This window comes from Mesorhizobium sp. WSM4840 (assembly GCF_055811755.1).
Map to the genome: position 1 here is coordinate 1 of NZ_JBVVQD010000010.1, position 24345 is coordinate 24345.

Annotated in this window: 20 protein-coding genes; 12 read left to right on the plus strand and 8 right to left on the minus strand. The window is 62.4% G+C overall.

Annotation, left to right across the window (positions count from 1 at the left end; all coding sequences use genetic code 11):
* Positions 1 to 394: 394 nt before the first annotated feature.
* Positions 395 to 1753 (minus strand): NAD(P)-binding domain-containing protein, encoded by a 1359-nt coding sequence (locus AC0L3I_RS15215; protein WP_473527387.1) that lies wholly within the window; start codon positions 1751 to 1753, stop codon positions 395 to 397.
* A gap of 255 nt (positions 1754 to 2008) precedes the next feature.
* Here AC0L3I_RS15215 and AC0L3I_RS15220 point away from each other — a divergent pair, with 255 nt between their 5' ends.
* Positions 2009 to 2716: a helix-turn-helix domain-containing protein gene (locus tag AC0L3I_RS15220; protein ID WP_258119350.1), complete on the plus strand. Its 708-nt coding sequence runs from the start codon at positions 2009 to 2011 to the stop codon at positions 2714 to 2716.
* 174 nt (positions 2717 to 2890) lie between these two features.
* On the opposite strand, the gene AC0L3I_RS15225 is transcribed toward AC0L3I_RS15220, so the two are convergent.
* From AC0L3I_RS15225 to AC0L3I_RS15245, 5 genes are all read right to left on the minus strand, one after another.
* Positions 2891 to 3931 carry a heme-dependent oxidative N-demethylase family protein gene (locus AC0L3I_RS15225; protein WP_473527525.1) on the minus strand — a complete coding sequence of 347 codons (1041 nt, stop codon included), beginning with the start codon at positions 3929 to 3931 and terminating at the stop codon, positions 2891 to 2893.
* A gap of 9 nt (positions 3932 to 3940) precedes the next feature.
* Positions 3941 to 4906, minus strand: coding sequence for a PDR/VanB family oxidoreductase (locus AC0L3I_RS15230; RefSeq protein WP_473527388.1), 966 nt, complete (start codon positions 4904 to 4906; stop codon positions 3941 to 3943).
* Positions 4903 to 5499: a dimethylamine monooxygenase subunit DmmA family protein gene (locus AC0L3I_RS15235; protein ID WP_473527389.1), complete on the minus strand. Its 597-nt coding sequence runs from the start codon at positions 5497 to 5499 to the stop codon at positions 4903 to 4905. Before AC0L3I_RS15235 ends, AC0L3I_RS15230 begins: the two co-directional genes overlap by 4 nt.
* 14 nt (positions 5500 to 5513) lie before the next feature.
* Positions 5514 to 6647, minus strand: a complete 1134-nt coding sequence (locus tag AC0L3I_RS15240) for an aminomethyl transferase family protein (RefSeq protein ID WP_473527390.1) — start codon at positions 6645 to 6647, stop codon at positions 5514 to 5516.
* A gap of 188 nt (positions 6648 to 6835) precedes the next feature.
* Positions 6836 to 6964 (minus strand): hypothetical protein, encoded by a 129-nt coding sequence (locus AC0L3I_RS15245; RefSeq protein ID WP_473527391.1) that lies wholly within the window; start codon positions 6962 to 6964, stop codon positions 6836 to 6838.
* A gap of 135 nt (positions 6965 to 7099) precedes the next feature.
* On the opposite strand from AC0L3I_RS15245, the gene AC0L3I_RS15250 reads away from it, so the two are divergent.
* From AC0L3I_RS15250 to AC0L3I_RS15285, 8 genes are all read left to right on the plus strand, one after another.
* Positions 7100 to 7996, plus strand: a complete 897-nt coding sequence (locus AC0L3I_RS15250; protein WP_473527392.1) for a class II glutamine amidotransferase — start codon at positions 7100 to 7102, stop codon at positions 7994 to 7996.
* A gap of 4 nt (positions 7997 to 8000) precedes the next feature.
* Positions 8001 to 8732: a GltB/FmdC/FwdC-like GXGXG domain-containing protein gene (locus AC0L3I_RS15255; protein ID WP_473527393.1), complete on the plus strand. Its 732-nt coding sequence runs from the start codon at positions 8001 to 8003 to the stop codon at positions 8730 to 8732.
* Positions 8733 to 8738: 6 nt separating this feature from the next.
* On the plus strand, positions 8739 to 10067 hold the full coding sequence (locus tag AC0L3I_RS15260) for an FMN-binding glutamate synthase family protein (RefSeq protein ID WP_123146944.1): 1329 nt from the start codon (positions 8739 to 8741) through the stop codon (positions 10065 to 10067).
* 37 nt (positions 10068 to 10104) lie between these two features.
* Positions 10105 to 11412: a type III glutamate--ammonia ligase gene (glnT, locus tag AC0L3I_RS15265; RefSeq protein ID WP_473527394.1), complete on the plus strand. Its 1308-nt coding sequence runs from the start codon at positions 10105 to 10107 to the stop codon at positions 11410 to 11412.
* 92 nt (positions 11413 to 11504) lie between these two features.
* On the plus strand, positions 11505 to 12758 hold the full coding sequence (locus AC0L3I_RS15270; RefSeq protein WP_473527395.1) for a sarcosine oxidase subunit beta family protein: 1254 nt from the start codon (positions 11505 to 11507) through the stop codon (positions 12756 to 12758).
* 16 nt (positions 12759 to 12774) lie between these two features.
* Positions 12775 to 13050, plus strand: a complete 276-nt coding sequence (locus AC0L3I_RS15275) for a sarcosine oxidase subunit delta (protein ID WP_473527396.1) — start codon at positions 12775 to 12777, stop codon at positions 13048 to 13050.
* A complete protein-coding gene (locus AC0L3I_RS15280) occupies positions 13050 to 16034 on the plus strand; it encodes a sarcosine oxidase subunit alpha (RefSeq protein ID WP_473527397.1) in 2985 nt (994 codons plus the stop codon). The genes AC0L3I_RS15275 and AC0L3I_RS15280 overlap by 1 nt, the downstream gene beginning before the upstream one ends.
* Positions 16027 to 16650, plus strand: a complete 624-nt coding sequence (locus AC0L3I_RS15285) for a sarcosine oxidase subunit gamma (RefSeq protein ID WP_473527398.1) — start codon at positions 16027 to 16029, stop codon at positions 16648 to 16650. Before AC0L3I_RS15280 ends, AC0L3I_RS15285 begins: the two co-directional genes overlap by 8 nt.
* A 129-nt stretch (positions 16651 to 16779) precedes the next feature.
* On the opposite strand, the gene AC0L3I_RS15290 is transcribed toward AC0L3I_RS15285, so the two are convergent.
* On the minus strand, positions 16780 to 17445 hold the full coding sequence (locus tag AC0L3I_RS15290; RefSeq protein WP_473527399.1) for a hypothetical protein: 666 nt from the start codon (positions 17443 to 17445) through the stop codon (positions 16780 to 16782).
* A gap of 263 nt (positions 17446 to 17708) precedes the next feature.
* Between AC0L3I_RS15290 and AC0L3I_RS15295 the strand changes: the two genes are divergently transcribed.
* The 3 genes from AC0L3I_RS15295 (at position 17709) to AC0L3I_RS15305 (ending at position 22615) form a co-directional block, all read left to right on the plus strand.
* A complete protein-coding gene (locus tag AC0L3I_RS15295) occupies positions 17709 to 20066 on the plus strand; it encodes a DUF1989 domain-containing protein (protein WP_473527400.1) in 2358 nt (785 codons plus the stop codon).
* Positions 20067 to 20352: 286 nt separating this feature from the next.
* Positions 20353 to 22062: an APC family permease gene (locus tag AC0L3I_RS15300; RefSeq protein ID WP_473527401.1), complete on the plus strand. Its 1710-nt coding sequence runs from the start codon at positions 20353 to 20355 to the stop codon at positions 22060 to 22062.
* 238 nt (positions 22063 to 22300) lie between these two features.
* Positions 22301 to 22615: a putative quinol monooxygenase gene (locus AC0L3I_RS15305; RefSeq protein ID WP_258119369.1), complete on the plus strand. Its 315-nt coding sequence runs from the start codon at positions 22301 to 22303 to the stop codon at positions 22613 to 22615.
* Between the two features lie 103 nt (positions 22616 to 22718).
* On the opposite strand, the gene AC0L3I_RS15310 is transcribed toward AC0L3I_RS15305, so the two are convergent.
* Entirely contained in the window at positions 22719 to 24212 is a 1494-nt protein-coding gene (locus tag AC0L3I_RS15310) for an aldehyde dehydrogenase family protein (RefSeq protein WP_473527402.1), read from the minus strand.
* Positions 24213 to 24345 lie beyond the last annotated feature (133 nt).

Below are 24345 nucleotides of genomic sequence, written 5' to 3' on the forward strand. Positions count from 1 at the left end.
GGAAGTTCTTCTTCAGCCTCAATCGTTACCTCTTTGTTGCCGACAAAGTTGCGGCTGCGTGACTGGGACAGTTCAAGTGGAATCGCAATGTCACGGTAGGGTCATCAGTGCTGGTTGCCGCGAAGGTCAGCTATCGGGCAGCAAAATAAGCTGATGAAGGGTCGTTCAGGGTCATTAGCGTGAATTTGGGCGAGCGCGAACGAGCTTCCGCTTAGGGTCAACTTGCGTCGTCTCGGCGTCAAATGCCCGAGAAGGTCTGAATTCGGTCGTCAGAATGATTGGGTTCTGACCCTCAGCCACAGGCTCTATTTTCCTTTCTTGTTTGACCACGATCTTTTCCGAAAAACCGATTCCTACTTTTCGCTGACGCGGTCCTTCGGTTCGGGATCATGGTCTACTCCGCCGCGACGCCCTTCACCTCAAGATAGCTCTCCATTGAATCATCCATCGCCTGCAGCCACGGCGTATGGTGCAACGGCGCCATCGTGCCGGTCATCAGCGAGCGGTAGGCGTGGTCGCGGAAGCTCATGATGTCTTGCGCCTTGTGGTGCTCCCATTCCATGAAGGTCTGATTTGTCGCCTCGACGTCGAATCCCGGATAATCGGTCTGCTCCATCAGCTCCTTGGTGTAGTCGCCCTGGAACCAGATCATCTGCTCGGCGTCTTCCAGCGTTTCCTCGCGCGCCCGCCATCTCCTGCCATGTTCCGCCATCACTTCTGCCGAGGGCAGTTCGATGCGGCCCATGATGACGTCGCGCGCGAACCAGGCCTGCGCGTCGAACATATTGAAGGTGTAGAACTGGTCCTGCATGCCGATATAGGACAGCTGCGGGTTCTTCTCCCAGACGACGCCATCATAGAGCCCGTCCGGCCACATGCGGTTGGCGGTCTTGAGCTTCAGATCCTCGGTGAGGAACGGGAATGAATGGAGGTAGCCGGTGCACAGGATGATGGCGTCGACATCCCTGGTGCTGCCGTCCTTGAAATGCGCGGTCTTGCCGACGACCTTCTGCAGCAGCGGCACTTCCTTCCAGTTGTCAGGCCATTTGAAGCCCATTGGCTTCGAGCGGTAGCTGGAGGTGATCGATTTGGCGCCGTATTTGTAGCATTGCGAGCCGACATCCTCGGCCGAATAGGAGCGGCCGATGATCAGGATGTCCTTGTCCTTGAATTCCATGGCGTCGCGGAAATCATGGCTGTGCAGGATGCGGCCATTGAAGCTCGAAAAGCCCTCGAAATAGGGAACGTTGGGTACGGAAAAATGCCCCGAGGCAACAACGACGTTGTCGAACTCTTCCGAATAGGTGACGTCGTTGGTGCGGTCATGCGCGGTGACGGTGAACTTTTTCGTCGCGTCGGAAAAGGTCACCATGCGCACCGGGCTGTTGAAGCGCACCCATTTGCGCACGTCGGATTTTTCGACGCGGCCCTTGATATAGTCCCACAGCACCGCGCGCGGCGGGTAGGAGCCGATCGGACGGCCAAAGTGCTCCTCAAACGTGTAGTCGGCGAATTCGAGGCATTCCTTCGGTCCGTTCGACCAGAGGTAGCGGTACATCGAGCCATGCACCGGGTCGCCATGCTCGTCGAGGCCGGTGCGCCAGGTGTAATTCCACAAGCCGCCCCAGTCGGACTGCTTTTCGAAGCAGACGATTTCCGGAATGTCCGCGCCGTTGTCGGCTGCCGACTTGAAGGCTCGAAGCTGGGCCATGCCGGAAGGTCCGGCTCCGATGACGGCAACACGACTTTTCATTGCGGGCCTCCCGGTCTCATTTCTCTAACGAAACAAATTTCACTGACAGGACAGTAATTGCCCCTTCGATGCTGTCAACAGGCCTTCTGCTGAAACCACGTTTCAGCAGATCGGATTTTCAGCAAAACCGCTGATGGCGGAAACCTGGAGAGCACGCCGCTCGTCATAAAGAGGCTTGCTGTCGCAGTTGCGCTCTGTATCCGCACCGAATATGTTCACCGTGAGTGAAATAAATCTGCAGAACCGGGTGGCGACATGGCGAAGAAAGCTTCCAATTTCAGGAATGGGGCAGCCGCCAAGGCCAAGCCATCGCCGAAGGGCGTGGCAATGATCCGGACGCCACTGACCCAGGACCCGCACGCCGTTCGCGACACCCGCGAAAAAGTCCTGGAGGTCGCAATCGGCCGCGAGGTGCGGGCGTTTCGCAAAAAACTCGGCATCACCGTCGCCGATCTTGCGGCTGCCACCGACATTTCGCTTGGCATGCTGTCGAAGATCGAAAACGGCATCACCTCGCCGTCGCTGACCACTTTGCAGGCGTTGTCGCGGGCGCTCGGCGTTCCGGTCACCGCCTTCTTTCGCCGCTTCGAGGAAGAGCGCAGCGCCGTCTTCGTCAAGGCCGGCGAAGGCCTCGACGTCGAGCGGCGCGGCACGCGTGCCGGCCACCAGTACAATCTGCTCGGCCATATCGGCTCCAACACCAGCGGCGTCGTCGTCGAACCCTATCTGATCACGCTGACCGAGGATTCCGATGTGTTCCCGACCTTCCAGCACGAAGGCATGGAGTTCCTCTACATGCTTGAAGGCGAGGTTACCTACCGCCACGGCAACAATCTCTATCCGATGAAGCCCGGCGACAGCCTGTTCTTCGACGCCGATGCGCCGCACGGACCGGAGGTGCTGACGCAACTGCCGATGCGTTATTTGTCGATCATCTGCTATCCGCAGAGTAGTGCGGGGTGAGCGGGACGCAAGCAGACCCCCTCACCCGGATTACCAACCGAATTGCGAAGGGCAATTCGGGGCAATCCGACCTCTCCCCGAGGGGAGAGGAGATCGGCAGCGCCGGCGCCTACCTCTCTTCTCCCCAGCGGGGAGAAGGTGGCCGCGAAGCGGCCGGATGAGGGGGACCTTGCTTTAGTCAGGCCCAAATCCTGGGCTTGTCGGGCTGCCGTCGTCGAGCTTCGACAGCCACTCGACCAGCGTCGGCCGATAGCGCGTCAAGCCCTTGTAATTGGCGAGTTCTTCGGGAAGGTCGCGGATGACGCGGTGCAGGCGCCGCGCCCATTTCGGCTGCGTCACCAGCTCGTCCATCTTGATCAGGTAGCAGCGGATCGGGAAGACGATGCCGTTCGAGCGCGGCAGCCGCCAGAAGCTCTGCAATTCGACGCGCAGATGGACCTTGTCGCCAACGTTTTCGGGCGTCACCGTCGTCCGGTCCGGACCCCATTTGTGATAATTTTCCGGACTGGTGTCGAGGCGCGGATTGATGGTCATCGTCCAGTTCAGCCGCCGCGCCGGCTTGCCTTGCTGAATGTTGGTGAGGAATTTCAGCGCCCGGACGAATATGCCCTTCTCGTGCGCCAGCGGCACCGGCGCGTGCCATTCGAAGAAGTTCATGCCGATGTCGAAATCGAGCGACCAGTCGGCCTGGGTGGTGACCATGCCGGCGTCCATCCACAGATTGCCGTCCCGCTGGTCGAGGATGCAGAAATCGCCCTGGCTCTGCCGCGTGATGTATTCCATCGGCCCATAGGGCAGCGTCGACACGTCGCCGAAGGTGAAGCTGTCGTCAATGCCGAGCGGCCGGTTGATCCAGCGCCAGCGGTCGCCGTCGCGCGTCAGCGTGAAATGCTCGGGATAGCCCAGCGCCTGCTGCTCCATCAGGAGTTCGAGCAGATCCCAGCCGGCCAGCGTCATATGCGGCAGCGACTGGCAGCGCAATGGGTCCTCGGCCAGCACCAGCGCGCGGTCCTGCATCTCGGCGACATAGTGCTCGTCGACGTCGATCAGGTTTTCGAGCACGCTGCCCTTCGGCCCGACGACATGCGGCTCGATGTTGACCGCGTACATGTAGCTGTCTTCGTGGAACGGGAACGGAAACCGCCTGATGTGCTCCGGGCTGTTCCTGAAGGTGAAGTCGTTACGGAACGTTTCGTTGCGAAAAGTGATGCCCAGGCTCGCCTCCTATCTTTCCAGAACCAGCGACCTGCCCTCGAAGCGCGATACGCAGGGCATGATCTTGTTGCAGGATCGGTGCTCTTGCTCGCTCAGCCAGTGGTCGTTGTGGATGAATTTGCCGTCATGCGCGATGACATTGGTCTCGCACTGGCCGCAGACGCCGCCGCGGCAGAGATAGGGCGGATCGACGCCTGCCGCCTCGATCGCCTCGAGCAGGCTCTGCTGCTCGCCAACGCGGATCGTCTTGCCGCTGACCGCCAGCGTCACGTCGAACGGCGCGCCGGGCTGCGGTGCGGCGAAATGCTCGAAATGCACAGTTTCCGCCGGCCAGCCCAGCGCAGCGGCACGATCGCACACCCAGCCGATCATGCCCGACGGGCCGCAGACATAGAGATGCGTGCCGAGCGGCTGCGACGACAGCAGCCGGTCGGGCTCGATGCGCTCGTCGCGATCGTCGTGATAGAGCCTGACCCGGCGGTCGTAGCGCTCTCTCAGCACATCGGCATAGGTGCCGAGCGATGCGGTGCGGCAGGTGTAGTGCAGCTCGAAATTGCCGCCTTGCGCCGCCAGCTGCGCGGTCTGCGCCATGAACGGCGTGATGCCGATGCCTCCCGCCAGCATCAGGTGTTTTCTGGCGCGCAAATCGAGCGAGAACAGATTGACCGGATAGCTGATCACCATCTCCATGCCCGGCCTGACGTTGCTGTGCATGAACAGCGAACCACCGCGGCCGACATCGTCGCGGCGCACCGAGATCGTGTATTCGCGCGTATCGAGCGGCGAGCCCATCAGCGAATAAGGATTGAGCCTGGTCCGCTCGCCGTCGCGCATTTCGACGACGACATGAGCGCCGCCGGAAAATGTCGGCAAAAGCTGCCCGTCGCGCCTGCGGAAATGGAAGCGCGTGACCAATTCGTTGACCGGAACGACGTCGCTCACCACGACGTCGAGCTTTGTGGTGCCGGTGCTCATCGAAAGATCTCCTCCGTCGGAGGAATTTCGCTGCGGTCTTCCGCATTGATGCAGACGCCCTGGAACGCCGCGAGGCGCCTGGAATAGTGATCGCGTACCAGGAGAAGCAGGCCGCAATGCGAACAGGTCGCCGGCTGCGTCGTCACGTTCTCGGTGATGCCCTTGCAATGGACGCACTGGATGCGGCGCGCCAGCGAGCCGCGATGCTCGGTCTGGATCGAGGTGTGGTCGATGCCGGCTTCGAGCGCCACCTGCATGGCCTGGCCGATCAGCCCCTCGGTGCCGGCGAGATAGAGGCGCAGGCCCATATGGGCGTTGGCCAAGGTCTGTTTCAGCCGCGGCAAGGCGCTGGCGAAGGAAGGCCCCTGGTAGAACTGCGCCGGCTTCAGCGCCTCGAGCGCCGCAACATGCTTGCCGTCATTGCCGGGGATGAAGATGATGTGGGCATCGGCAAAGAAGCCCGCCGGCGCCTTGGTGGCCAAGTCTGATATCGCCAGCGCTCCTTCTGCATCCGCCACGAAGAGATGGTGCTTGCCAGGCTGCGGCGACAGGGTTCCGTAGACCGGCCGGCTGATGATGCTTTTCGCTGCCATCCTCCCAGTATGCCTCAGCCTTTCGCCGTGCGCTTGGTCTTCTTCGGATCATCGAACGGAAGCGGCTCAGCCGTCGCGCTGATGGCGCCGCTCTGGTTGCGGATCTCGAGCCTGGTGCCCTGGACGGCACAGTCGACATCGAGCCGGGCAATGCCCATCGATTTCTGGACCAGCGGCGAATACATGGCGCAGGTCACCACGCCGACCTTTTTGCCGTCGCGATAGACCGGCGCGCCCTCGTTGGCCGGCTCCTTGCCTTCGAGCAGCACGCCGAAGATCTTGAACCGCTCCTTGCCCTTGAGGCGGTAGTGCTCCTCGGCACCGCGAAAGCCTGTCTTGCCGGGGCTGACGGTGAAGTCGAGGCCGAGTTCCCACAGCGTGTCGCCGGGGCCTTCGTTCTCGAACGGATATTTCTGCGAATTGTCGTAGGGGTAGAACAAGAGGTAGCTCTCGACACGCAGCATATCGAGCGTGGTGAACCGGCACGGGATGATGCCGGCGCTCTTGCCCTCATCGAGGATGGTGTCCCAGATCGTGCCGGCATCCTGGCCACGGCAGAAGATCTCGTAGCCGCGTTCGCCGGTGTAGCCAGTGCGCGAGATCATCACCGGAAAACCGAACAGTTGGGTCTGCATGTGGTGGAAATAGTTGAGGTCGCGAATACCCGGCACATGCTTTGCCAAATAATCGACTGATGTCGGCCCCTGCAGTGAAAGGTCGTGCAGATTGTCGTCGAAACGAAGCGAGACATCGCGGCCCATGGCGGCGCGCTGCAACTCCTCATGGCCGGTGCCCGAACCGTGCACGACCATCCAGGCATTCGGGCCGGTGCGGTAGAGGATGCAATCGTCGGTGAACTTGCCGGCCTCGTTGAGCATGCAGGCATAGGCCGACTTGCCGGGATAGATCTTTTCCACGTCGCGCGTCGTCGCCAGGTCGATCAGGTGCGAGGCATGCGGCCCGGTGATGTGGACCTTCTTCAGGCCCGACACGTCCATCAGCCCGGCCTTGGTGCGGATGGCGGTATACTCCTCGTCGGCGTCCTTGTCGTAGGTCCAGGCGGTGCCCATCCCGCTCCAGTCTTCGAGCTTCGAACCGAGCGCACGATGGCGATCCGCCAAGGTCGAAAATCTCCAGGATGCGGTCATGGACTTGCTTCTCCTCAACACGATTGCCGACGTTTCGCCGCTTCAGCGCACTGAGGCCCGGCGGCGGTCCGCGCCATATTGACTCAAAACTCCAAAAGCGCGCAATACTAAGATGCAAAAAGTTTTACTCAGAGGCAAGGAACGCAACTGAACGGAGGGGACATGAAATGGAAGGGAATCTCAACGCTCTAACGATCGGCCTCGTCTACTGGATCGGGTGGCACGTCCTCCAGACGCGCCACGAGAACGCTGAAATCGAAGCCGACATGGCTGCGGATCGCACCGGAGAGGAAACCAGAAAGGCGATCGATCGCCATTAAGTCGCCGCCGGTCGCCCTGGCGCGTCATTTGCGCCAGGCGACTTGTCCAAGATGAAAAAAACTTTCATACGAGTTGAATTCGCTTGTTGAAGCTGGTAGCACCTAAATCATACCTCAGCTCGGGAGCCTGACATGTGCGGAATCGTCGGACTGTTTTTGAAGGACAAGTCGCTCGAGCCCCGGCTTGGCTCGATGCTTTCGGAGATGCTGATCTCGCTCAGCGATCGCGGTCCCGACAGCGCCGGCATCGCCATCTATGGAGCGCCATCCGGCAACGTGGCCAAGATCACCATCCAGTCGGCAAAGCCGGAGCACGATTTCCGCAACCTGGATGCCGAACTCGCCAGGGCGATCGGAACGCCGGTGAACATCGCGGTGAAATCGACGCATGCGGTCGTCAGGACGCCGCCCGACAAGATCGATGAAGTGCGCGAGGCGATCCAGGCGCTGCGCCCCGATATCCGCATCATGGGCGCCGGCGACGTCGTCGAAATCTACAAGGAAGTCGGCTTGCCCGAAGCGGTCGTCGACCGTTTCGACGTGCGCAGCATGACCGGCACGCACGGCATCGGCCATACCCGCATGGCGACGGAATCGGCAGTGACGACGATGGGCGCGCATCCGTTCTCGACCGGCGCCGACCAGTGCCTGGTGCACAACGGCTCGCTGTCCAATCACAACAATGTCCGTCGCGAGCTGATCCGCGAAGGCATGAAATTCGAAACCGAGAATGACACGGAAGTCGCGGCCGCCTATCTCTCCTCGCAGATGGCACATGGCAAGAATCTCGGCGAGGCGCTGGAAGGCACGCTGAGCGACCTCGACGGCTTCTTCACCTTCGTCGTCGGCACCAAGAACGGCTTCGGCGTGGTGCGCGATCCGATCGCCTGCAAGCCTGCCGTCATGGCCGAGACCGACCAGTATGTCGCCTTCGGCTCGGAATATCGCGCGCTCACCAAACTGCCCGGCATAGACAATGCGAGGGTCTGGGAACCCGAGCCCGCAACCGTCTATTTCTGGGAGCATTGAGTTCATGCCGGCAATCAACGTCTCCAAAGCACTCGACCAGAGCCATGCGTCACGGGTCTTCGACCTGGCCGAGATGCCGCTGCGCGAGCTCAACCAGGCGCTTCATAATTTGACCCTCGGTTCGAACGAGACCGCCTGGGAAGTGCTCAATCCGAAAGGCAGCCATTCGGTCGCCGTCGGCGTCGACCAGCCGGTCACCATCGATGTCCGCGGCAGTGTCGGCTATTATTGCGGCGGCATGAACGACGGCAGCGCCATCACCGTGCATGGCTCGGCCGGACCCGGCGTCGGCGAAAACATGATGTCGGGTTCGATAACGGTCAAAGGCGACGCCAGCCAATATGCCGGCGCCACCGGCAGGGGCGGGCTACTGGTCATTGAGGGTAACGCGTCGTCGCGCTGCGGCATTTCGATGAAGGGCATCGACATCGTCGTCCATGGCAATATCGGCCACATGTCGGCCTTCATGGCGCAGTCGGGCAATCTGGTGGTGCTGGGCGACACCGGCGATGCGCTCGGCGATTCCATCTACGAGGCGCGGCTGTTCGTGCGCGGCAAGGTCGGCAGCCTCGGCGCCGACTGCATCGCCAAGGAGATGCGGCCAGAGCATCTGGAACTCCTGCAAGGCCTGCTCGACTGCGCCGGGGTGACCGGCGTCAAAGCGGCGGAGTTCACGCGTTACGGCTCGGCGCGCACGCTCTACAACTTCAACATCGACAACGCCGACGCGTATTGAGGCTCAATGACTTATCGCAACCCGCCGACGACGCCGCGCAAATCAGCGACCTTCGACGACTACACGCTCTCCGAGATCCGCCGCGCCGCGGCGACCGGCATCTATGATATTCGCGGCGCCGGCGCCAAGCGCAAGCTGCCGCATTTCGACGACCTGCTGGTGCTGGGCGCCTCGATCTCGCGCTATCCGCTGGAAGGCTATCGCGAGCGCTGCGACACCAGCGTGGTGCTGGGTTCGCGCCATGCGAAAAAGCCGATCGAGCTGAAAATCCCGATCACCATCGCCGGCATGAGTTTTGGCTCGCTGTCCGGTCCAGCCAAGGAAGCGCTCGGCCGCGGTGCGACGCTGTCCGGCACCTCGACGACCACCGGCGACGGCGGCATGACCGAGGAAGAGCGCGGCCATTCCAAGACGCTGGTCTATCAGTACCTGCCGTCGCGCTACGGCATGAACCCGCGCGACTTGCGCCGGGCAGATGCGATCGAGATCGTCGTCGGCCAGGGCGCCAAGCCCGGTGGCGGCGGCATGCTGCTTGGCCAGAAGATCTCCGACCGCGTCGCCGAAATGCGCACGCTGCCCAAGGGTATCGACCAGCGCTCAGCCTCGCGCCATCCCGACTGGACCGGGCCCGACGATCTCGAGATCAAGATCCTGGAACTGCGCGAAATCACCGACTGGGAAAAGCCGATCTACGTCAAGGTCGGCGGCGCGCGGCCCTATTACGATACAGCACTTGCGGTTAAATCAGGCGCAGATGTCGTCGTGATCGACGGCATGCAGGGCGGCACCGCCGCAACCCAGGAAGTGTTCATCGAGAATGTCGGCCAGCCGACGCTTGCCTGCATCAGGCCGGCGGTGCAGGCGCTGCAGGATCTCGGCATGCATCGCAAGGTGCAGCTGATCATCTCGGGCGGCATCCGCAACGGCGCCGATGTGGCTAAGGCGCTGGCGCTCGGCGTCGACGCGGTGTCGATCGGCACCGCCGCACTTGTCGCGCTCGGCGACAACGATCCGCGCTGGGAGGCGGAGTACAACGAGCTCGGCACCACCGCCGGCGCCTATGACGACTGGCACGAGGGCCGCGATCCGGCCGGCATCACCACGCAGGACCCCGAACTAATGAAACGGGTCGATCCGATAGCGGCCGGCCGACGGCTGGCGAATTATCTCAAGGTGATGACGCTGGAGGCGCAGACGATTGCCCGCGCCTGCGGCAAGAACAGCCTGCATAATCTCGAGCCCGAGGATCTCGTCGCGCTGACGATCGAAGCCGCCGCCATGGCCGGCGTGCCGCTGGCCGGGACCAACTGGATACCGGGGAAGAACGGCTTCTGATACCAAACTACCAAATACCAATAAGCGAGGAACTATAATGGGGAACGATCTCGCCGCCTTCGCCAAAGGGAACGGCGTCAAATATTTCATGATTTCCTACACCGACCTGTTCGGTGGGCAGCGCGCCAAGCTGGTACCGGCGCAAGCCATCGCCGATATGCAGAAGGACGGTGCCGGCTTTGCCGGCTTTGCGACCTGGCTCGACCTGACGCCGGCGCATCCAGACATGCTGGCGGTGCCGGATGCGGATTCGGTCATCCAGCTGCCGTGGAAGCCGGAAGTCGCCTGGATTGCCGCCAATTGCATGATGGACGAAAAATCGGTCGAGCAGGCGCCGCGCAACACGCTGAGGCGGCTGATTGCCGAGTCGGCGGGCGACGGTATGCATGTCAAGACCGGCGTCGAGGCCGAGTTCTTCCTGATCTCGCCGGACGGCAAGACGATTTCCGACGAATACGACACGGCGTCAAAGCCCTGCTACGACCAGCAGGCGGTGATGCGGCGCTACGATGTCATCGCCGAGATCTGCGACCACATGCTGGCGCTCGGCTGGGGCCCCTACCAGAACGACCATGAGGACGCCAACGGCCAGTTCGAGATGAACTGGGCCTTCGACGATGCGCTGGCGACCGCCGACAAGCATTCCTTCTTCAAGTTCATGGTCAAATCCGTTGCAGAAAAGCACGGCCTGCGCGCCACCTTCATGCCAAAACCATTCCCCGGCCTGACCGGCAATGGCTGCCACGCCCACATCTCGGTGTGGGACAAGGACGGCAAGACCAACGTCTTTGCCGACAACGCCATGGAGCTTGGCCTGTCGGCGAAGGGCAAGAATTTTCTCGGCGGCATCATGAAGCATGCCTCAGCACTTGCCGCGATCACCAATCCGACCGTCAATTCCTACAAGCGCATCAATGCGCCGCGCACTATTTCGGGCGCCACCTGGGCGCCGAACTCGGTGACATGGACCGGCAACAACCGCACCCACATGGTGCGCGTGCCCGGCCCCGGACGCTTCGAGCTGCGCCTGCCCGACGGCGCGGCAAACCCTTATCTGCTGCAGGCCGTCATCATCGCCGCCGGCCTCGACGGCATCCGCTCGAAGGCCGATCCCGGCAGGCGCTACGACATCGACATGTACCAGTTCGGTCATACGGTGGAGGGCGCGCCGAAGCTGCCGCTCAACTTGCTCGACGCATTACGCGAGTTCGACAACGACAAATCGCTCAAGGCGGCGCTGGGTGAGGAATTCTCGTCGGCTTATCTAAAGCTGAAGCACCAGGAATGGAATTCCTATGCTTCCCACTTCACCCAGTGGGAGCGTGACCACACGCTGGATATCTAGAGCATCGGATCGAAAAGCGTGAAGCGGTTTTCGGATGATTCCGATGCGTCAAGAAAGGTCCTGCGTGGCGCGAGCGACCTCGGAATAGATTTATGAAATACTCGATCTTCTCGCTCGCCCGCGCCGCATTTTCCGGCCACAAGACCTGGCAGCGCACCTGGCGCGACGCCAGCCCGAAGGATCATTACGACGTGGTGATCATCGGCGGCGGCGGCCACGGCCTGGCGACGGCGTGGTTCCTCGCCAGCGAATACGGCATCAGGAATGTCGCCGTGCTCGAAAAGGGCTGGATCGGCTCCGGCAATGCCGGCCGCAACACCACCATCATCCGCTCCAATTACGGGCTACCCGGCAATACCGGCTTCTACGAGCTGTCGATGAAGCTGTGGGAGCGCATGGAGCAGGACCTCAACTACAACACTATGGTCAGCCAGCGCGGCGTCATCAATCTCTACCATTCCGATGCGCAGCGCGACGCCTATGCGCGGCGCGGCAACACGATGCGCATCAACGGCATCGATGCCGAACTCTTGGACCTTGCCGCGGTCAAGAAGATGATGCCGTTCCTGAACTTCGACAATGCACGCTTTCCCGTGCAAGGCGGCCTGCTGCAGCGGCGCGGCGGCACGGCGCGCCATGACGCGGTGGTCTGGGGCTATGCGCATGCGGCGAGCGCGCTCGGCGTCGACATCATCCAGAACTGCGAGGTGACAGGTTTTTCGCTCGACGCCAACGGCAAGGCGACCGGCGTCGAGACTTCGCGCGGCACAATCGGCGCCGGCAAGGTCGGCATGGCCGTTGCCGGCAGTTCGTCGCGGGTCGCGGCGATGGCGGGACTGCGGCTGCCGATCGAGAGCCACGTGCTGCAGGCCTTCGTTTCCGAGGCGATCAAGCCGCTGATCCCCAACGTCATGACCTTCGGCGCCGGCCATTTCTATGTCAGCCAGTCCGACAAGGGCGGACTGGTTTTCGGCGGCGACATAGACGGCTACAATTCCTATGCCCAGCGCGGCAACATGCCGGTGATGGAAGACGTCTGCGAGGGCGGCATGGCGCTGATGCCGATGATTGGCCGCGTGCGCCTCTTGCGCCAGTGGGGCGGCATCATGGACATGTCGATGGACGGTTCGCCGATCATCGACAAGACGCCGGTAGACGGGCTCTATCTCAATGCCGGGTGGTGCTATGGCGGCTTCAAGGCAACGCCCGGCTCCGGCCTTGTCTTTGCCCATCTTCTGGCCCGAGACGAACCGCATATGGAGGCGGCACGGTTCCGCCTCGACCGGTTCCGGCGCGGCGCTGTGATTGATGAAAAGGGCGTCGGCGCCCAACCGAACCTGCACTGAGGACGGCCCGGAAAACATGCGTATTGTCTGTCCCTTCTGCGGCGAACGCGAACTCGGCGAGTTCACCTGTCTGGGCGACGCAAAGCCGGTACGTCCGGCGGCGGACGCCTCGGAAGACGACGTCTTCGACTACGTCTATCTGCGCGACAACATTGCCGGCGAGACCAGCGAACATTGGTACCATGGCGGCGGCTGCCGGGCCTGGCTGAAGATCGCCCGCAACACGCTGACACACGAGATTTCCTCTGTCGAGCCGGCGGCGGGTGTTGGCGCCGCTAAGGTTGGCGCCTGATGGTTAGTCACGCGCAGCCCTATCGTCTCGCATCAGGCGGTCTCATCGACCGCTCGGCGCCGCTGAACTTTCGCTTCGACGGCAAAACCTTTGCCGGCTTCCAGGGCGACACGCTTGCCTCGGCGCTGATCGCCAATGGCGTCAAGCTGGTCGGCCGATCGTTCAAATACCATCGGCCGCGCGGCATCCTGACATCAGGCTCGGAAGAGCCCAACGCACTGGTCGAACTGCGCACGGGGGCGCGGCGCGAGCCGAACACCAAGGCGACAACGGCAGAACTTTATGACGGTCTGGAAGCGGCCAGCCAGAACCGCTGGCCGTCGCTGCGCCACGATGTGATGGCGGTGAACCAGCTGTTCTCGCCGATCTTCGTCGCCGGCTTCTACTACAAGACCTTCATGTGGCCGGCGAAATTCTGGGAAGCGATCTACGAGCCGGCGATCCGCCGCGCCGCAGGGCTTGGACGCGCAGCTGGCGTCGCCGATCCCGACCATTACGACAAGGCCTGGGCGCATTGCGACGTGCTGATCGCCGGATCCGGCCCGGCCGGGCTGGCGGCAGCACTTGCCGCCGGCCGATCTGGTGCCCGCGTCATCCTGTGCGAGGAAGATTTTGCGCTTGGCGGCCGCCTGCTTGCCGATGGCGGCACGATCGACGGCATGCCGGCTACCGAATGGATTTCCCGCACGCTGGCCGAGCTCGCCACGCTGCCCGACGTCCGCATCATGACCCGCACGACGCTGTTCGGCGTCTATGATGGCGGCAGCTATGGCGCGATCGAACGGGTCAACGATCATCTGCCCTCGCCGCCCGAACATCAGGTGCGCCAGCGGCTGTGGCGGATCGTGGCCAAACGCTCAATCGTCGCCGCGGGTGCCATCGAACGGCCGATCGTCTTTGCCGGCAACGACACCCCCGGCGTGATAATGGCTTCGGCAATGCGGACCTATGTCGCGCGCTATGCGGCGACCCCTGCGAAGCGGATCGCCCTGTTCATCAACAATGAGGATGGCTGGCGCACGGTCGAGACGGCGCTTGGCGCCGGATTGCAGATCGCGGCGGTCGTCGATGCGCGTCCGGACGTGTCCGCCACGCATCGCGCGCTCGCCGCCAAGGCCGGCTTTGCCGTTTTGAACGGCTCCGTCGTCGGTGTCGAAGGCGGTAAGGACGGTGTCAGGAAAATCTCGATATCGCTGACCGGCGGCGCACGCGCCGAAGTCGAAGCCGACGGGCTTGCCGTTTCCGGCGGCTGGAACCCGGCGGTCGGGCTGACCTCGTGCCATCGCGGCCGGCCGAAATGGCAGGACGAAATATCAGCCTTCGTGCCGGACGGCGCGCCTCCCGGCATGGTGGCCGCCGGTGCCGCCAACGGCGCTTTTGGGCTCGGCGCCTGCCTGCGACAGGGATTCGCCGCCGGTGCGGCGGCAGCGCAGAGTGCCGGACACAGCGGCAATGCCGGCGCTCCGCCAGTCGCTGACGACGAGGCTTTTTCGCTGACCCCGCTCTGGCATGTTGCCGGCAAAGGGAAAGCCTTTGTCGACTACCAGCACGACGTCACCGCTGCGGACATCGAACTGGCGCAGCGCGAAGGTTTTGAATCCGTCGAGCATCTGAAACGCTACACGACGCTCGGCATGGCCACCGACCAGGGCAAGACCTCGAACGTCGCCGGCCTCGCCATCATGGCGGCGGTATCAGGCAAATCCATCCCCGAGACCGGCACGACGATCTATCGCCCGCCCTATGTGCCGGTCGCCATCGGCGCCTTCGCCGGTCATCATCGCGACGAGAATTTCCATGCGACGCGGCTGACGCCGTCGCATCACTGGGCGGCCGAACAGGGCGCGGTGTTCGTCGACACCGGCCTGTGGAAGCGCGCGCAATGGTATCCGCGCGCCGGCGAGAAGGACTGGCTGGAATCGGTCACCCGCGAGGTCAAGGCGGTGCGCGGCGGCGTCGGATTCTGCGACGTCTCGACGCTCGGCAAGATCGACGTGCACGGCCCGGATGCCGGCGCCTTCCTCGACCGCGTCTACATCAACACCTTCTCCAATCTCGCCGTGGGAAAAGCCCGCTACGGGCTGATGCTGCGCGAGGACGGCATGGTCTGTGACGACGGCACCACGTCGCGGCTGGCCGAAGATCATTATTTCCTGACCACCACCACCGCCAAGGCCGGCCCGGTGATGCAGCATCTCGAATTCTGCCGGCAGGTGCTGTTCCCAGAACTCGACGTGCAGCTGACGTCGGTCTCCGACCAGTGGGCGCAATTCTCGATCGCCGGGCCGAGCGCGCGGGAGTTGCTGAAACAGGTCGTTGATGAATCCGAGGACCTCTCCAACGAGAGTTTTCCGTTCATGGGCGCGCGGAAGGTATCCCTTCGCGGCGGCATCGGGGCGCGGCTGTTCCGCATTTCGTTCTCTGGCGAGATGGCGTTCGAGATTTCCGTTCCGGCCCGCTACGGCGACGCGCTGGTGCGCAATCTGATGCTAGCCGGCAAACAATTCGGCGCGACGCCCTACGGCACCGAGGCGCTCGGCGTCATGCGCATCGAAAAGGGCCATGTCGCCGGGCCGGAGCTGAGCGGCACGACGACGGCCGGCGATCTCGGCCTGGGCAAGATGATGTCGACCAAGAAGGACTTTGTCGGCCGCGACATGGCCGGGCGTGAGGCGCTGGTCGGCCCGGACCGCCAGGTCGTGGTCGGCATCAAGCCGACGGACAAGACGCGTCGCCTGCGCTCCGGCGCGCATATCGTGCCGAAAGGGCAGACACCCGGCCCGGATAACGATCAGGGTTACGTCACCTCGGTCTGTTTTTCGCCGACGCTCGACCAATGGATCGGGCTCGGGCTTGTCGAACGCGGCCGCAAGCGCCTCGGCGAGATCGTCCATGCGCATGACCCGGTGCGCGGCGAAGACTATGATGTCGAATTGTGCAGTCCAGTCTTCTATGATCCGGATGGAGGGCGCCAGCGTGGCTGAGTTTTCCTGGGTTCCCCGCAGTCCGCTCGAGCACGCGCTGGTGCCGGGCGCATATGGCGCGCGCGGCACTGGCGCCGGCGTTTCGTTGAACGAGATCCGAAATTTCGACCTGATCCAGGTAATGGCGAGGCGCGGTAAAGGAGCGGAACTGGCACGCACTGCCGAGATCCATTTCGGTATGGGGATTCCGAATACGCCCAAGGCGGTCGGCACGGCGGATGCGACGCTGATCTGGTCGGGACCGGACCAGTTCTTCGTCCTGTCCAAAGCCGGCAAGCATTCGGCCGAGGCGCTTGGCTCCGCTTTCGCCGGCTCGGCCTCGCTGTCCGACCAATCGCATGCGCGGGCGCTGATCAGCCTATCCGGGGAAAAGGCGCGCGCGATGCTTGCGAAGCTGTCGTCGATCGATTTGCATCCCGATGCCTTCGCGGTGGGCGCTGCCGCTGCGACGTCGATTGACCACACCAGCGTCACGCTCTGGCGTGGGCCTGATCAGAATGGACAGGCGGTGTTCAATGTGCTGGTGTTCGCGACCTTCGCCGAGAGCCTGTGGCAAACCATTCTCGATTCCGCGGCCGAGTATGGCGTGACGATCGGGCATTCTGAGGAATTGTAGCTGGATAATTTTCGGACTCTGCGCGATAGGCGCTTTGCCGTAGTCGATTGCATCTCGTAGACGGAGCGGCCCAACACTACTTCCTCGGAGGTCAAGTCACCTTCTGACATTCGGTAATATCCTGTTAAATTACCAAGGACGACGAATGCAATGGTTCGGGCGGTACGTAGTCGGAACTGCATCCATGGCTTTACTATATTCGGAAAAGCTCGGAATGAGCCCCAATTTGATGGCCTGAGCGACGCATCTGTCACCAACGTTCGAGGCGTTTGCCTGAGAAAGGCAATTTTCCAACTTTGTTATTGAAGTTGGCGGGGGAGCCTTGATTGAGCTATAACTGATCCGGCCGGAGCGCATGGATACGACCGTTACATCGCCCTTGTTCCATCTAGCGGGATCAAAGATGTAGTAGAGATGGCGCTTGTCAGGATATTTTGACGCTGTCGCAGCGTAGATCGTCATGACAAGCACGTTGGCAAATGACCTAGCTCCCATATCAATTTTGATATCCGTATCCGAGGCAGGGATCTCGAGCCTTCCCCCAAGCTCAGAGGCAAGCTCTGAAAGCGCTTCGCCATCGCCTTCTCGCGCCATTGGCCAAAGCAGCGCCCACTGCTTTTGACATTGGTTATTGTAATAGGCGTCTGCGGCAACCTTCAGACGCTCCTCACGAGTCAAAGTGGACGTCAGGCTTGATTTACCTGTGAGATCGCATCCGCAGACGAGGGCAGAGACCAGAAGACCGCAACATACTTTCACTGTAAACCGGGTTGATACGCGCATGAAAAGCCTCATCCGTCATCTCCATCAACGGGCCGGGCATAAACTTCGGCACCCACCGGTTGTATCAGCACCTTGTCGTCGAGTGTATTGTATTGTCTGAACGCGAAAGCCTCATATGAGGGCAGCGACATTCGGGGTCGGCAAAAACCTACCTGAACGACAGTGCCAATGACGACACCGCCACCTTCTTGCCAAATCCCTCCCCGCTGCTATTCTCTCAGCGAAAATAATTTTACCCCTAGGCAAACTTGTTTCTCGCTCGGAGAAGGGTTGAGATGAGCCAGTCGCCCTACCCTGCCGTCGCCGCCGGACCGCCGCGGCCGAGCCTGATCCTGCGGCCCGGCCAGATCGCGCTGCCGGCCGGGATGGAGCGATACTCGGTTCAGGGCAATGGCGCGGTGCTGATCGAGGTCGAGTCCGGCGACATTGTCACAGTGCGCGATGTCGAGGGCGGGCAGGCATGCGAGCTGCTGGCATGGGACAGCAGCGGCGCGACCGATCCCGGCATTTTCGGTGAGAAATCGAACAGCAACGCCGCCGGCATCAAGGCGCTGCTCGCCGAGGGCGACGACAGCCTCGCATCCTTGCGCCGGGGGCTCGAGCGACGCCAGGTGCAGCTCGATCGGGCCAAGGCGGTTCGCGTTTTCGGCGGCGCCACCGAACAAGCTTTTACCATCGCCCGCGATGGATCGATGCTGATTGCCGCCCCCGGTGGCCCGATGCTGGTCGACGGCCACGACACGGCGACACCGCTCAGCGTCATCGTCCGCCGCGCCACGATCCGTCCGGTGGCGAAGTCGCAATTGGGCGATCCGCTAGCCGATCCGGTGCTCGACCTGCGCGTCCATTCGGCGACCGCGGAAGCCTACTTCGTCAAGGCAGGCGACTATCTGCAGATCATCGATGTCGACGGGCGCCAATGCACCGACTTCCAGTGCTTTTCGGCGCGCAAGCTCGACAAGGGCAGCGATCATCCGCTCGACGTGACGACGACCCGCACGCTGATGGGCTCGAGCTATCCGATGCCAGGCCTGCACTCGAAATATTACGACCAGGACATGGAGCCGCTGGTCGAAGTGGTGCAGGACACATGCGGCCGGCACGATGCATTCGCGCTCGCTTGCGCCGCCAAATATTACGACGACATCGGCTATCCCGGTCACCCCAACTGCTCGGAGAATTTCAACCGCGCGCTCGCCGACAAGGGCGTCACCCCGCGCGCGGGCTGGATGGCGATCAACTTCTTCTTCAACACGGCGATCGACGCGCATGGCGTCATGGTGTCCGACGAGCCGTGGTCGCGGCCGGGCGACTATGTGCTGCTGCGCGCCTTGACCGACATCGTTTGCGTTTCGTCGGCCTGCCCGGACGACACGACGCCGGCCAATGGCTGGAACCTGACCGACATCCATGTGCGGACCTATTCCGGCCAGCACAAATTCTCGCGAGCGATCGCCAGACGCATGACGCCCGATTCGGAACCGAAAATGACCCGCGAGACATCATTTCATTCGAGCTTTGCCAAACACACCCGCAACTTCGTCGAGTACAGGGGCTATTGGCTGGCCAATTCCTTCGCCAGGCAAGGCCCGATCGACGAATACTGGGCCTGCCGACAGGCCGCCGTCATCATGGACCTGTCGCCGCTGCGCAAATTCGAGGTCACCGGCCCGGATTCCGAAGCGCTGCTGCAATACACGCTGACCCGTGACATCAAGAAGCTCGGCGTCGGCCAAGTCGTCTATTCCGCTATATGCTACGAGCATGGCGGCATGATCGACGACGGCACGCTGCTTCGGCTCGGCAAGGATAATTTCCGCTGGGTCGGCGGCGACGATCTTTCCGGCGAATGGCTGCGCGAGACGGCAATGAGCCTCGGCCTCAACGTGCTGGTGCGCTCGTCGACCGACCAGATGCACAATGTCGCCGTGCAAGGGCCGAAGAGCCGCGACATCCTCAAGGAGATCATCTGGACCTCGCCGTTGCAGCCGTCGATCGAGGAACTCGAATGGTTCCGCTTCGCCGTCGCCCGCATCGGCGGCGGCAACGGCATTCCCGTCGTCGTCTCGCGCACCGGCTATACCGGCGAGCTCGGCTACGAGATCTGGTGCCATCCACGCGATGCCGAAAAGGTGTTCGACGCCATCTGGGAGGCCGGCCAGCCGCATGGCTTGAAGCCGATGGGGCTGCAGGCGCTCGACATGGTGCGCATCGAGGCCGGGCTGATCTTTGCCGGCTATGAATTTTCCGACCAGACCGATCCGTTCGAGGCCGGCATCGGCTTCACCGTGCCGCTGAAGAGCAAGACCGACGATTTCATCGGCCGCGAGGCGCTGATCCGGCGCAAGGAAAACCCGCAGAAGAAACTGGTCGGCCTCGTCATCGACGCCAATGTCGCGGTCGGCCATGGCGATTGCGTCCATGTCGGCCGCGCCCAGATCGGCGAGGTCACTTCGAGCATGCGCTCGCCGATGCTGAACAAAAACATCGCGCTGGCCAGGCTCGACGTCACCCATTCCGCCATCGGCACCGAGGTCGAGATCGGCAAGCTCGACGGCCACAGCAAGCGGCTGCCGGCGCGGGTCGTCGCCTTCGCCCATTACGACCCGCAAAAAAACAGACCGCGCTCCTGACGCCCGTTTCAAGGATCGCGAATGGCGCAAGCCATGCCCGCGCAAAGTCGATTTCTCGCCTGAAATCAGCTGGCGGCGAGTGCCGTCGGCGCGTGTTCCACATCTCCGATGTGCACAGCTTCACAAAATGCTTGACGTGAAAGCGCGACGCGTCAATCTTCACTGCCAAGAAAAAAATACTACTGAGCGGAAAACGCCTGAGGTCGTTCAACGCGTGCGGCGGTGACGCATCGCGAGGTGTCGGCTGTCGCCGATGGGGAACATCAGAAATGGGGAATTCACGTAAATGAGCACGATAGTCTCTGCCTTGGTGCCGCCTGCCGAAGGGAAGCTGCACCGCAACATCGATTGGCGCGGCGCCTTCTGGGTGGCAAGCGGCGTTCCCGCCCTCGTCCTGTTTTCGATCGGCGGCATTGCCGGCACGACCGGCAAGCTGGCCTTCCTGATCTGGACCGTGTCCATGATCATGGGCTTCCTGCAATCCTTCACCTATGCCGAAATCGCCGGCCTGTTTCCGAACAAGTCCGGTGGCGCCTCGATCTATGGCGCCACCGCCTGGCTGCGTTACTCCAAGTTCATCGCGCCGCTGTCGGTGTGGTGCAACTGGTTCGCCTGGTCGCCGGTGCTGTCGCTCGGCTGCTCGATCGCCGCCGCCTACATCCTCAACGCGCTGGCGCCGGTGCCGCTGTTTACCGACACCTCGCCGGAAGTCCTTGCCTATATCGCGGCCAATGCCGGGGCGAGTGTCGCCGACGCCATTGCGGCGGTGAGCGCGGCCGCCACACCGGCGATCCGCAACTGGACGCTCTACGGTCACACGCTGGGCCCGGTCTCCTTCACCTTCAATGCCACCTTTTTCATCGGCGCAGTGCTGATGCTGATCATCTTCTCCATCCAGCATCGCGGCATCCTGGGGACGGCCAACGTGCAGAAATATATCGGCCTGTTCGTGATCATTCCGATGCTGATCGTCGGCGTCGTGCCGATCATCACTGGCCAGATCGACTGGGCGAATTTCTCGCCGCTGGTGCCGCTCGCGGCCGCCTATGCGCCCGAGCCCGGGGCGTGGAACATCGCCGGCTGGACGCTAGTTCTCGGCGGTATGTTCATCGCCGCCTGGTCGACCTACGGTTTCGAGACCGCCGTCTGTTACACCTCCGAGTTCAAGAATCCCGGCACCGACACCTTCAAGGCGATCTTCTATTCCGGCCTGCTGTGCATGCTGCTGTTCATCCTGGTGCCGTTCACCTTCCAGGGCGTGCTCGGCTTGAACGGCATGCTGGCGACCCCGATCGTCGACGGCTCCGGCGTCGCCGATGCACTGGCCAGCATGGTCGGCGGCGGCCAGCTGATCCATAGCCTTCTGGTGATGCTGATGATCCTGGCCCTGGTGCTGTGCATCATGACGGCGATGGCGGGCTCCTCGCGCACCCTCTACCAGGGCTCCGTCGATGGCTGGCTGCCGCGCTATCTCAGCCACGTCAACGAGCATGGCGCCCCGACCCGGGCGATGTGGACCGACCTGATCTTCAACCTGGCCGTGCTGGCCATCGCCTCGGCCGACGCAACCAGCTTCTTCTTCATCCTCGCCGTGTCGAATTGCGGCTACATCATCTTCAACTTCCTCAACCTCAATGCCGGCTGGATCCATCGCATCGACAACGGCCATATCGCGCGGCCGTGGCGCGCGCCGAGCTGGCTGCTCGGCCTCGGCGCCATCCTTGCCTATGTCAACATGATCTTCATGGGCGCCGGCGCCAAGGTCTGGAACCCGATGGCGCTGTGGGCAGGGCTGATCACGGCTGCCCTCATCATCCCGGTGTTCTGCTTCCGGCATTACATCCAGGACAAGGGCAAATTCCCCGACCACATGCTGGCTGATCTCGGCATGAATTCGTCCGATCTCGCCGTCAAAAAGGCGGGAATCCTGCCCTACCTGACGCTGATCGCCGGCGTCGTGGTGATGCTGCTCGCCAACTGGCTGTTCGTTATTTGATATCGGCCTGAAAGGATCGAGTGCGGACCGCCGCGCTCGATCCGATTTGCTTCCAGAGGCCCGTCGCGAGCTCGCTCAGTTGCTGCGTTTTCTGCTCATATGCCGATCTGCCATGCCCGCCGCTTCAGGAGAGTAGCCATGCCAACCGGATCTAAAGGCCAGAAGCGCCCCGCCGACGTGATCGGCAACGCCGTCCGCGTCATGCGCATTGCGACCGGTACAAGAAGCGGAATAGCGAATGATTGTCAGGATAGCAGAACTGGAGATCGATCCCGACCAGATCGAGGCTTACGGCGCACTCCTATCAGAAGAGATTGAAGCCTCGGTGCGGCTAGAACCTGGGGTCATCTTCCTGTACGCGCTGTCGGTCAAGGGAAGCTGCGATAAGGTGCTGGTGATTGAAGGCTACGCTGATCAAGCAGCCTATGAGGCGCACCTCACCACGCCACATTTTCTCAATTACAAGACTCAAACTGCCGACATGGTGAGATCGCTTCGGCTAATCGAGACGGACCCGATCTCGCTCAAAGCGAAAAATCAGATTTCAAACTGAGACACTACCCGAGCAACGACCCGCCGCCGAGGCGGGTTTTTTGTTTCAGGCTTTGCCGCATCTTGCGGTCAGCGCCGCGGTGGAGGATTGGCAGGCGGATCGCTCAAGCGATCTTGATGAACACGCCCTTGGTGTTGAGATACTCGTCGAGGTGCTCGGCGCCGCCCTCGCGGCCGTAGCCGCTCATCTTGTAGCCACCGAAGGGCACGGCCGGATCTATGGCGTGATAGGTGTTCACCCAGACCGAGCCGGCGCGGATTTTTCGCGATAGCTGGTGCGCGGTGGCGACATTGCTGGTGAAGACCCCCGCTGCAAGACCATAAGGCGTGTTGTTGGCTCGCTCGACCGCCTCATCGAGCGTGTCGAACGGCAGTGCGGAAATGACCGGCCCGAAGATCTCCTCGCGCGCGATCTTCATGTCGTCCGAAACGCCGGCAAAGACGGTCGGCGCGACGAAATTGCCGGCGGCCAGCGCGCCTTCCACAAGGCGCGTGCCACCGGTGACGAGGATTGCGCCCTCCGCCGTGCCGGCTTCGAGGTAACCAGTGACCCGCTGCAACTGCTTTGCCGAGACGAGCGGACCGATTTCGGTTGCCGGGTCGATGCCGTCGCCGATCCTGAGACCCTTGGCATAGGCCGCCAGCCGCTCGACGAACTCGTCATGGATGGAGCGCTCGACGAACAGGCGCGAGCCGGCGATGCAGATCTGGCCGGAATTGGCGAAGACCGACATCGCCGCCACCGGCACTGCTGTGTCGAGATCGGCGTCGGCGCAGACGATGACCGGCGACTTGCCGCCGAGTTCCAGCGAGACGCGCTTGAGGTTGCCGGCCGAGGCGCGGACGATCGACTGGCCGGTTGCCGTCGAGCCGGTGAAGACGATCTTGTCGACGCCCATATGCTCGGCAAGTGCGGCACCTGCCTCGGCGCCAGTGCCGGTCACGATGTTGACGACGCCTGGCGGAACGCCGGCCTCGTTCATGATGTCGGCGATCAGAAGCGGCGTCAGCGGCGCCTCTTCCGAAGGTTTCAGCACCACCGTGCAGCCGGTCGCCAGCGCCGGCCCGATCTTCCAGATCGAAGCGGCCGTCGGTGCGTTCCACGGGATGATGGCGCCGACGACGCCGACCGGCTCCTTGCGCGTGAAGGAAACGATTTCGCCCGGCAGCGAGTTCTCGATCGTCTCGCCATGCAGGGAGGTCGCCATGCCGGCGTAGTAGCGCAGCATACCGATGACGCGGTTGCGGTTGGCCAGGGTGCGCACGATCGGCATGCCCATGTCGGTCGTGTCCGAGCGGCTGATCTCCTCCCAATGCTTTTCGAAGAGGTCGGCGATCCTGAGCAGCAGCACCTGCCGCTCATAGGGCTTAAACCGGCTCCACGGCCCGTCGAAGGCCTTGCGCGCCGCCGCCACCGCCAGCTCGACATCCTGGCGGTCGCCGCGCGGCACCGTGGCAATGACCGCGCCGGTGGCCGGATTGCGGGTCTCCATGGTGCGGCCCGAGCGGGCGTCGACCCAGGCGCCATCGACGAACATCTGACGGTGGCGTCCGTCGATCGGCCGGCGCAGCATCACCGGTGTCTGAGCTACGGTCATCACGTCCTCCTCCAGCGCTCCTGCCTTTCCCGGTTTAGACTAGCGGTATCGTTGTATCGACTCGTGCCGTGTTCGGTAACGAATTTGTGCTCCAGGCGAGATCAGTGCCAATCAATCACTTGAGATTAATTGT

Coding starts and splice junctions, on each gene's coding strand:
- AC0L3I_RS15260 (WP_123146944.1), top strand. CDS start 8,739: ATGACTTATCGCAACCCGCCGACGACGCCGCGCAAATCAGCGACCTTC.
- AC0L3I_RS15275 (WP_473527396.1), top strand. CDS start 12,775: ATGCGTATTGTCTGTCCCTTCTGCGGCGAACGCGAACTCGGCGAGTTC.
- AC0L3I_RS15230 (WP_473527388.1), bottom strand. CDS start 4,906: ATGAGCACCGGCACCACAAAGCTCGACGTCGTGGTGAGCGACGTCGTT.
- AC0L3I_RS15250 (WP_473527392.1), top strand. CDS start 7,100: ATGTGCGGAATCGTCGGACTGTTTTTGAAGGACAAGTCGCTCGAGCCC.
- AC0L3I_RS15295 (WP_473527400.1), top strand. CDS start 17,709: ATGAGCCAGTCGCCCTACCCTGCCGTCGCCGCCGGACCGCCGCGGCCG.
- glnT (WP_473527394.1), top strand. CDS start 10,105: ATGGGGAACGATCTCGCCGCCTTCGCCAAAGGGAACGGCGTCAAATAT.
- AC0L3I_RS15240 (WP_473527390.1), bottom strand. CDS start 6,647: ATGACCGCATCCTGGAGATTTTCGACCTTGGCGGATCGCCATCGTGCG.
- AC0L3I_RS15310 (WP_473527402.1), bottom strand. CDS start 24,212: ATGACCGTAGCTCAGACACCGGTGATGCTGCGCCGGCCGATCGACGGA.
- AC0L3I_RS15280 (WP_473527397.1), top strand. CDS start 13,050: ATGGTTAGTCACGCGCAGCCCTATCGTCTCGCATCAGGCGGTCTCATC.
- AC0L3I_RS15270 (WP_473527395.1), top strand. CDS start 11,505: ATGAAATACTCGATCTTCTCGCTCGCCCGCGCCGCATTTTCCGGCCAC.
- AC0L3I_RS15220 (WP_258119350.1), top strand. CDS start 2,009: ATGGCGAAGAAAGCTTCCAATTTCAGGAATGGGGCAGCCGCCAAGGCC.
- AC0L3I_RS15255 (WP_473527393.1), top strand. CDS start 8,001: ATGCCGGCAATCAACGTCTCCAAAGCACTCGACCAGAGCCATGCGTCA.
- AC0L3I_RS15215 (WP_473527387.1), bottom strand. CDS start 1,753: ATGAAAAGTCGTGTTGCCGTCATCGGAGCCGGACCTTCCGGCATGGCC.
- AC0L3I_RS15245 (WP_473527391.1), bottom strand. CDS start 6,964: ATGGCGATCGATCGCCTTTCTGGTTTCCTCTCCGGTGCGATCCGCAGC.
- AC0L3I_RS15305 (WP_258119369.1), top strand. CDS start 22,301: ATGATTGTCAGGATAGCAGAACTGGAGATCGATCCCGACCAGATCGAG.
- AC0L3I_RS15235 (WP_473527389.1), bottom strand. CDS start 5,499: ATGGCAGCGAAAAGCATCATCAGCCGGCCGGTCTACGGAACCCTGTCG.
- AC0L3I_RS15300 (WP_473527401.1), top strand. CDS start 20,353: ATGAGCACGATAGTCTCTGCCTTGGTGCCGCCTGCCGAAGGGAAGCTG.
- AC0L3I_RS15290 (WP_473527399.1), bottom strand. CDS start 17,445: ATGAGGCTTTTCATGCGCGTATCAACCCGGTTTACAGTGAAAGTATGT.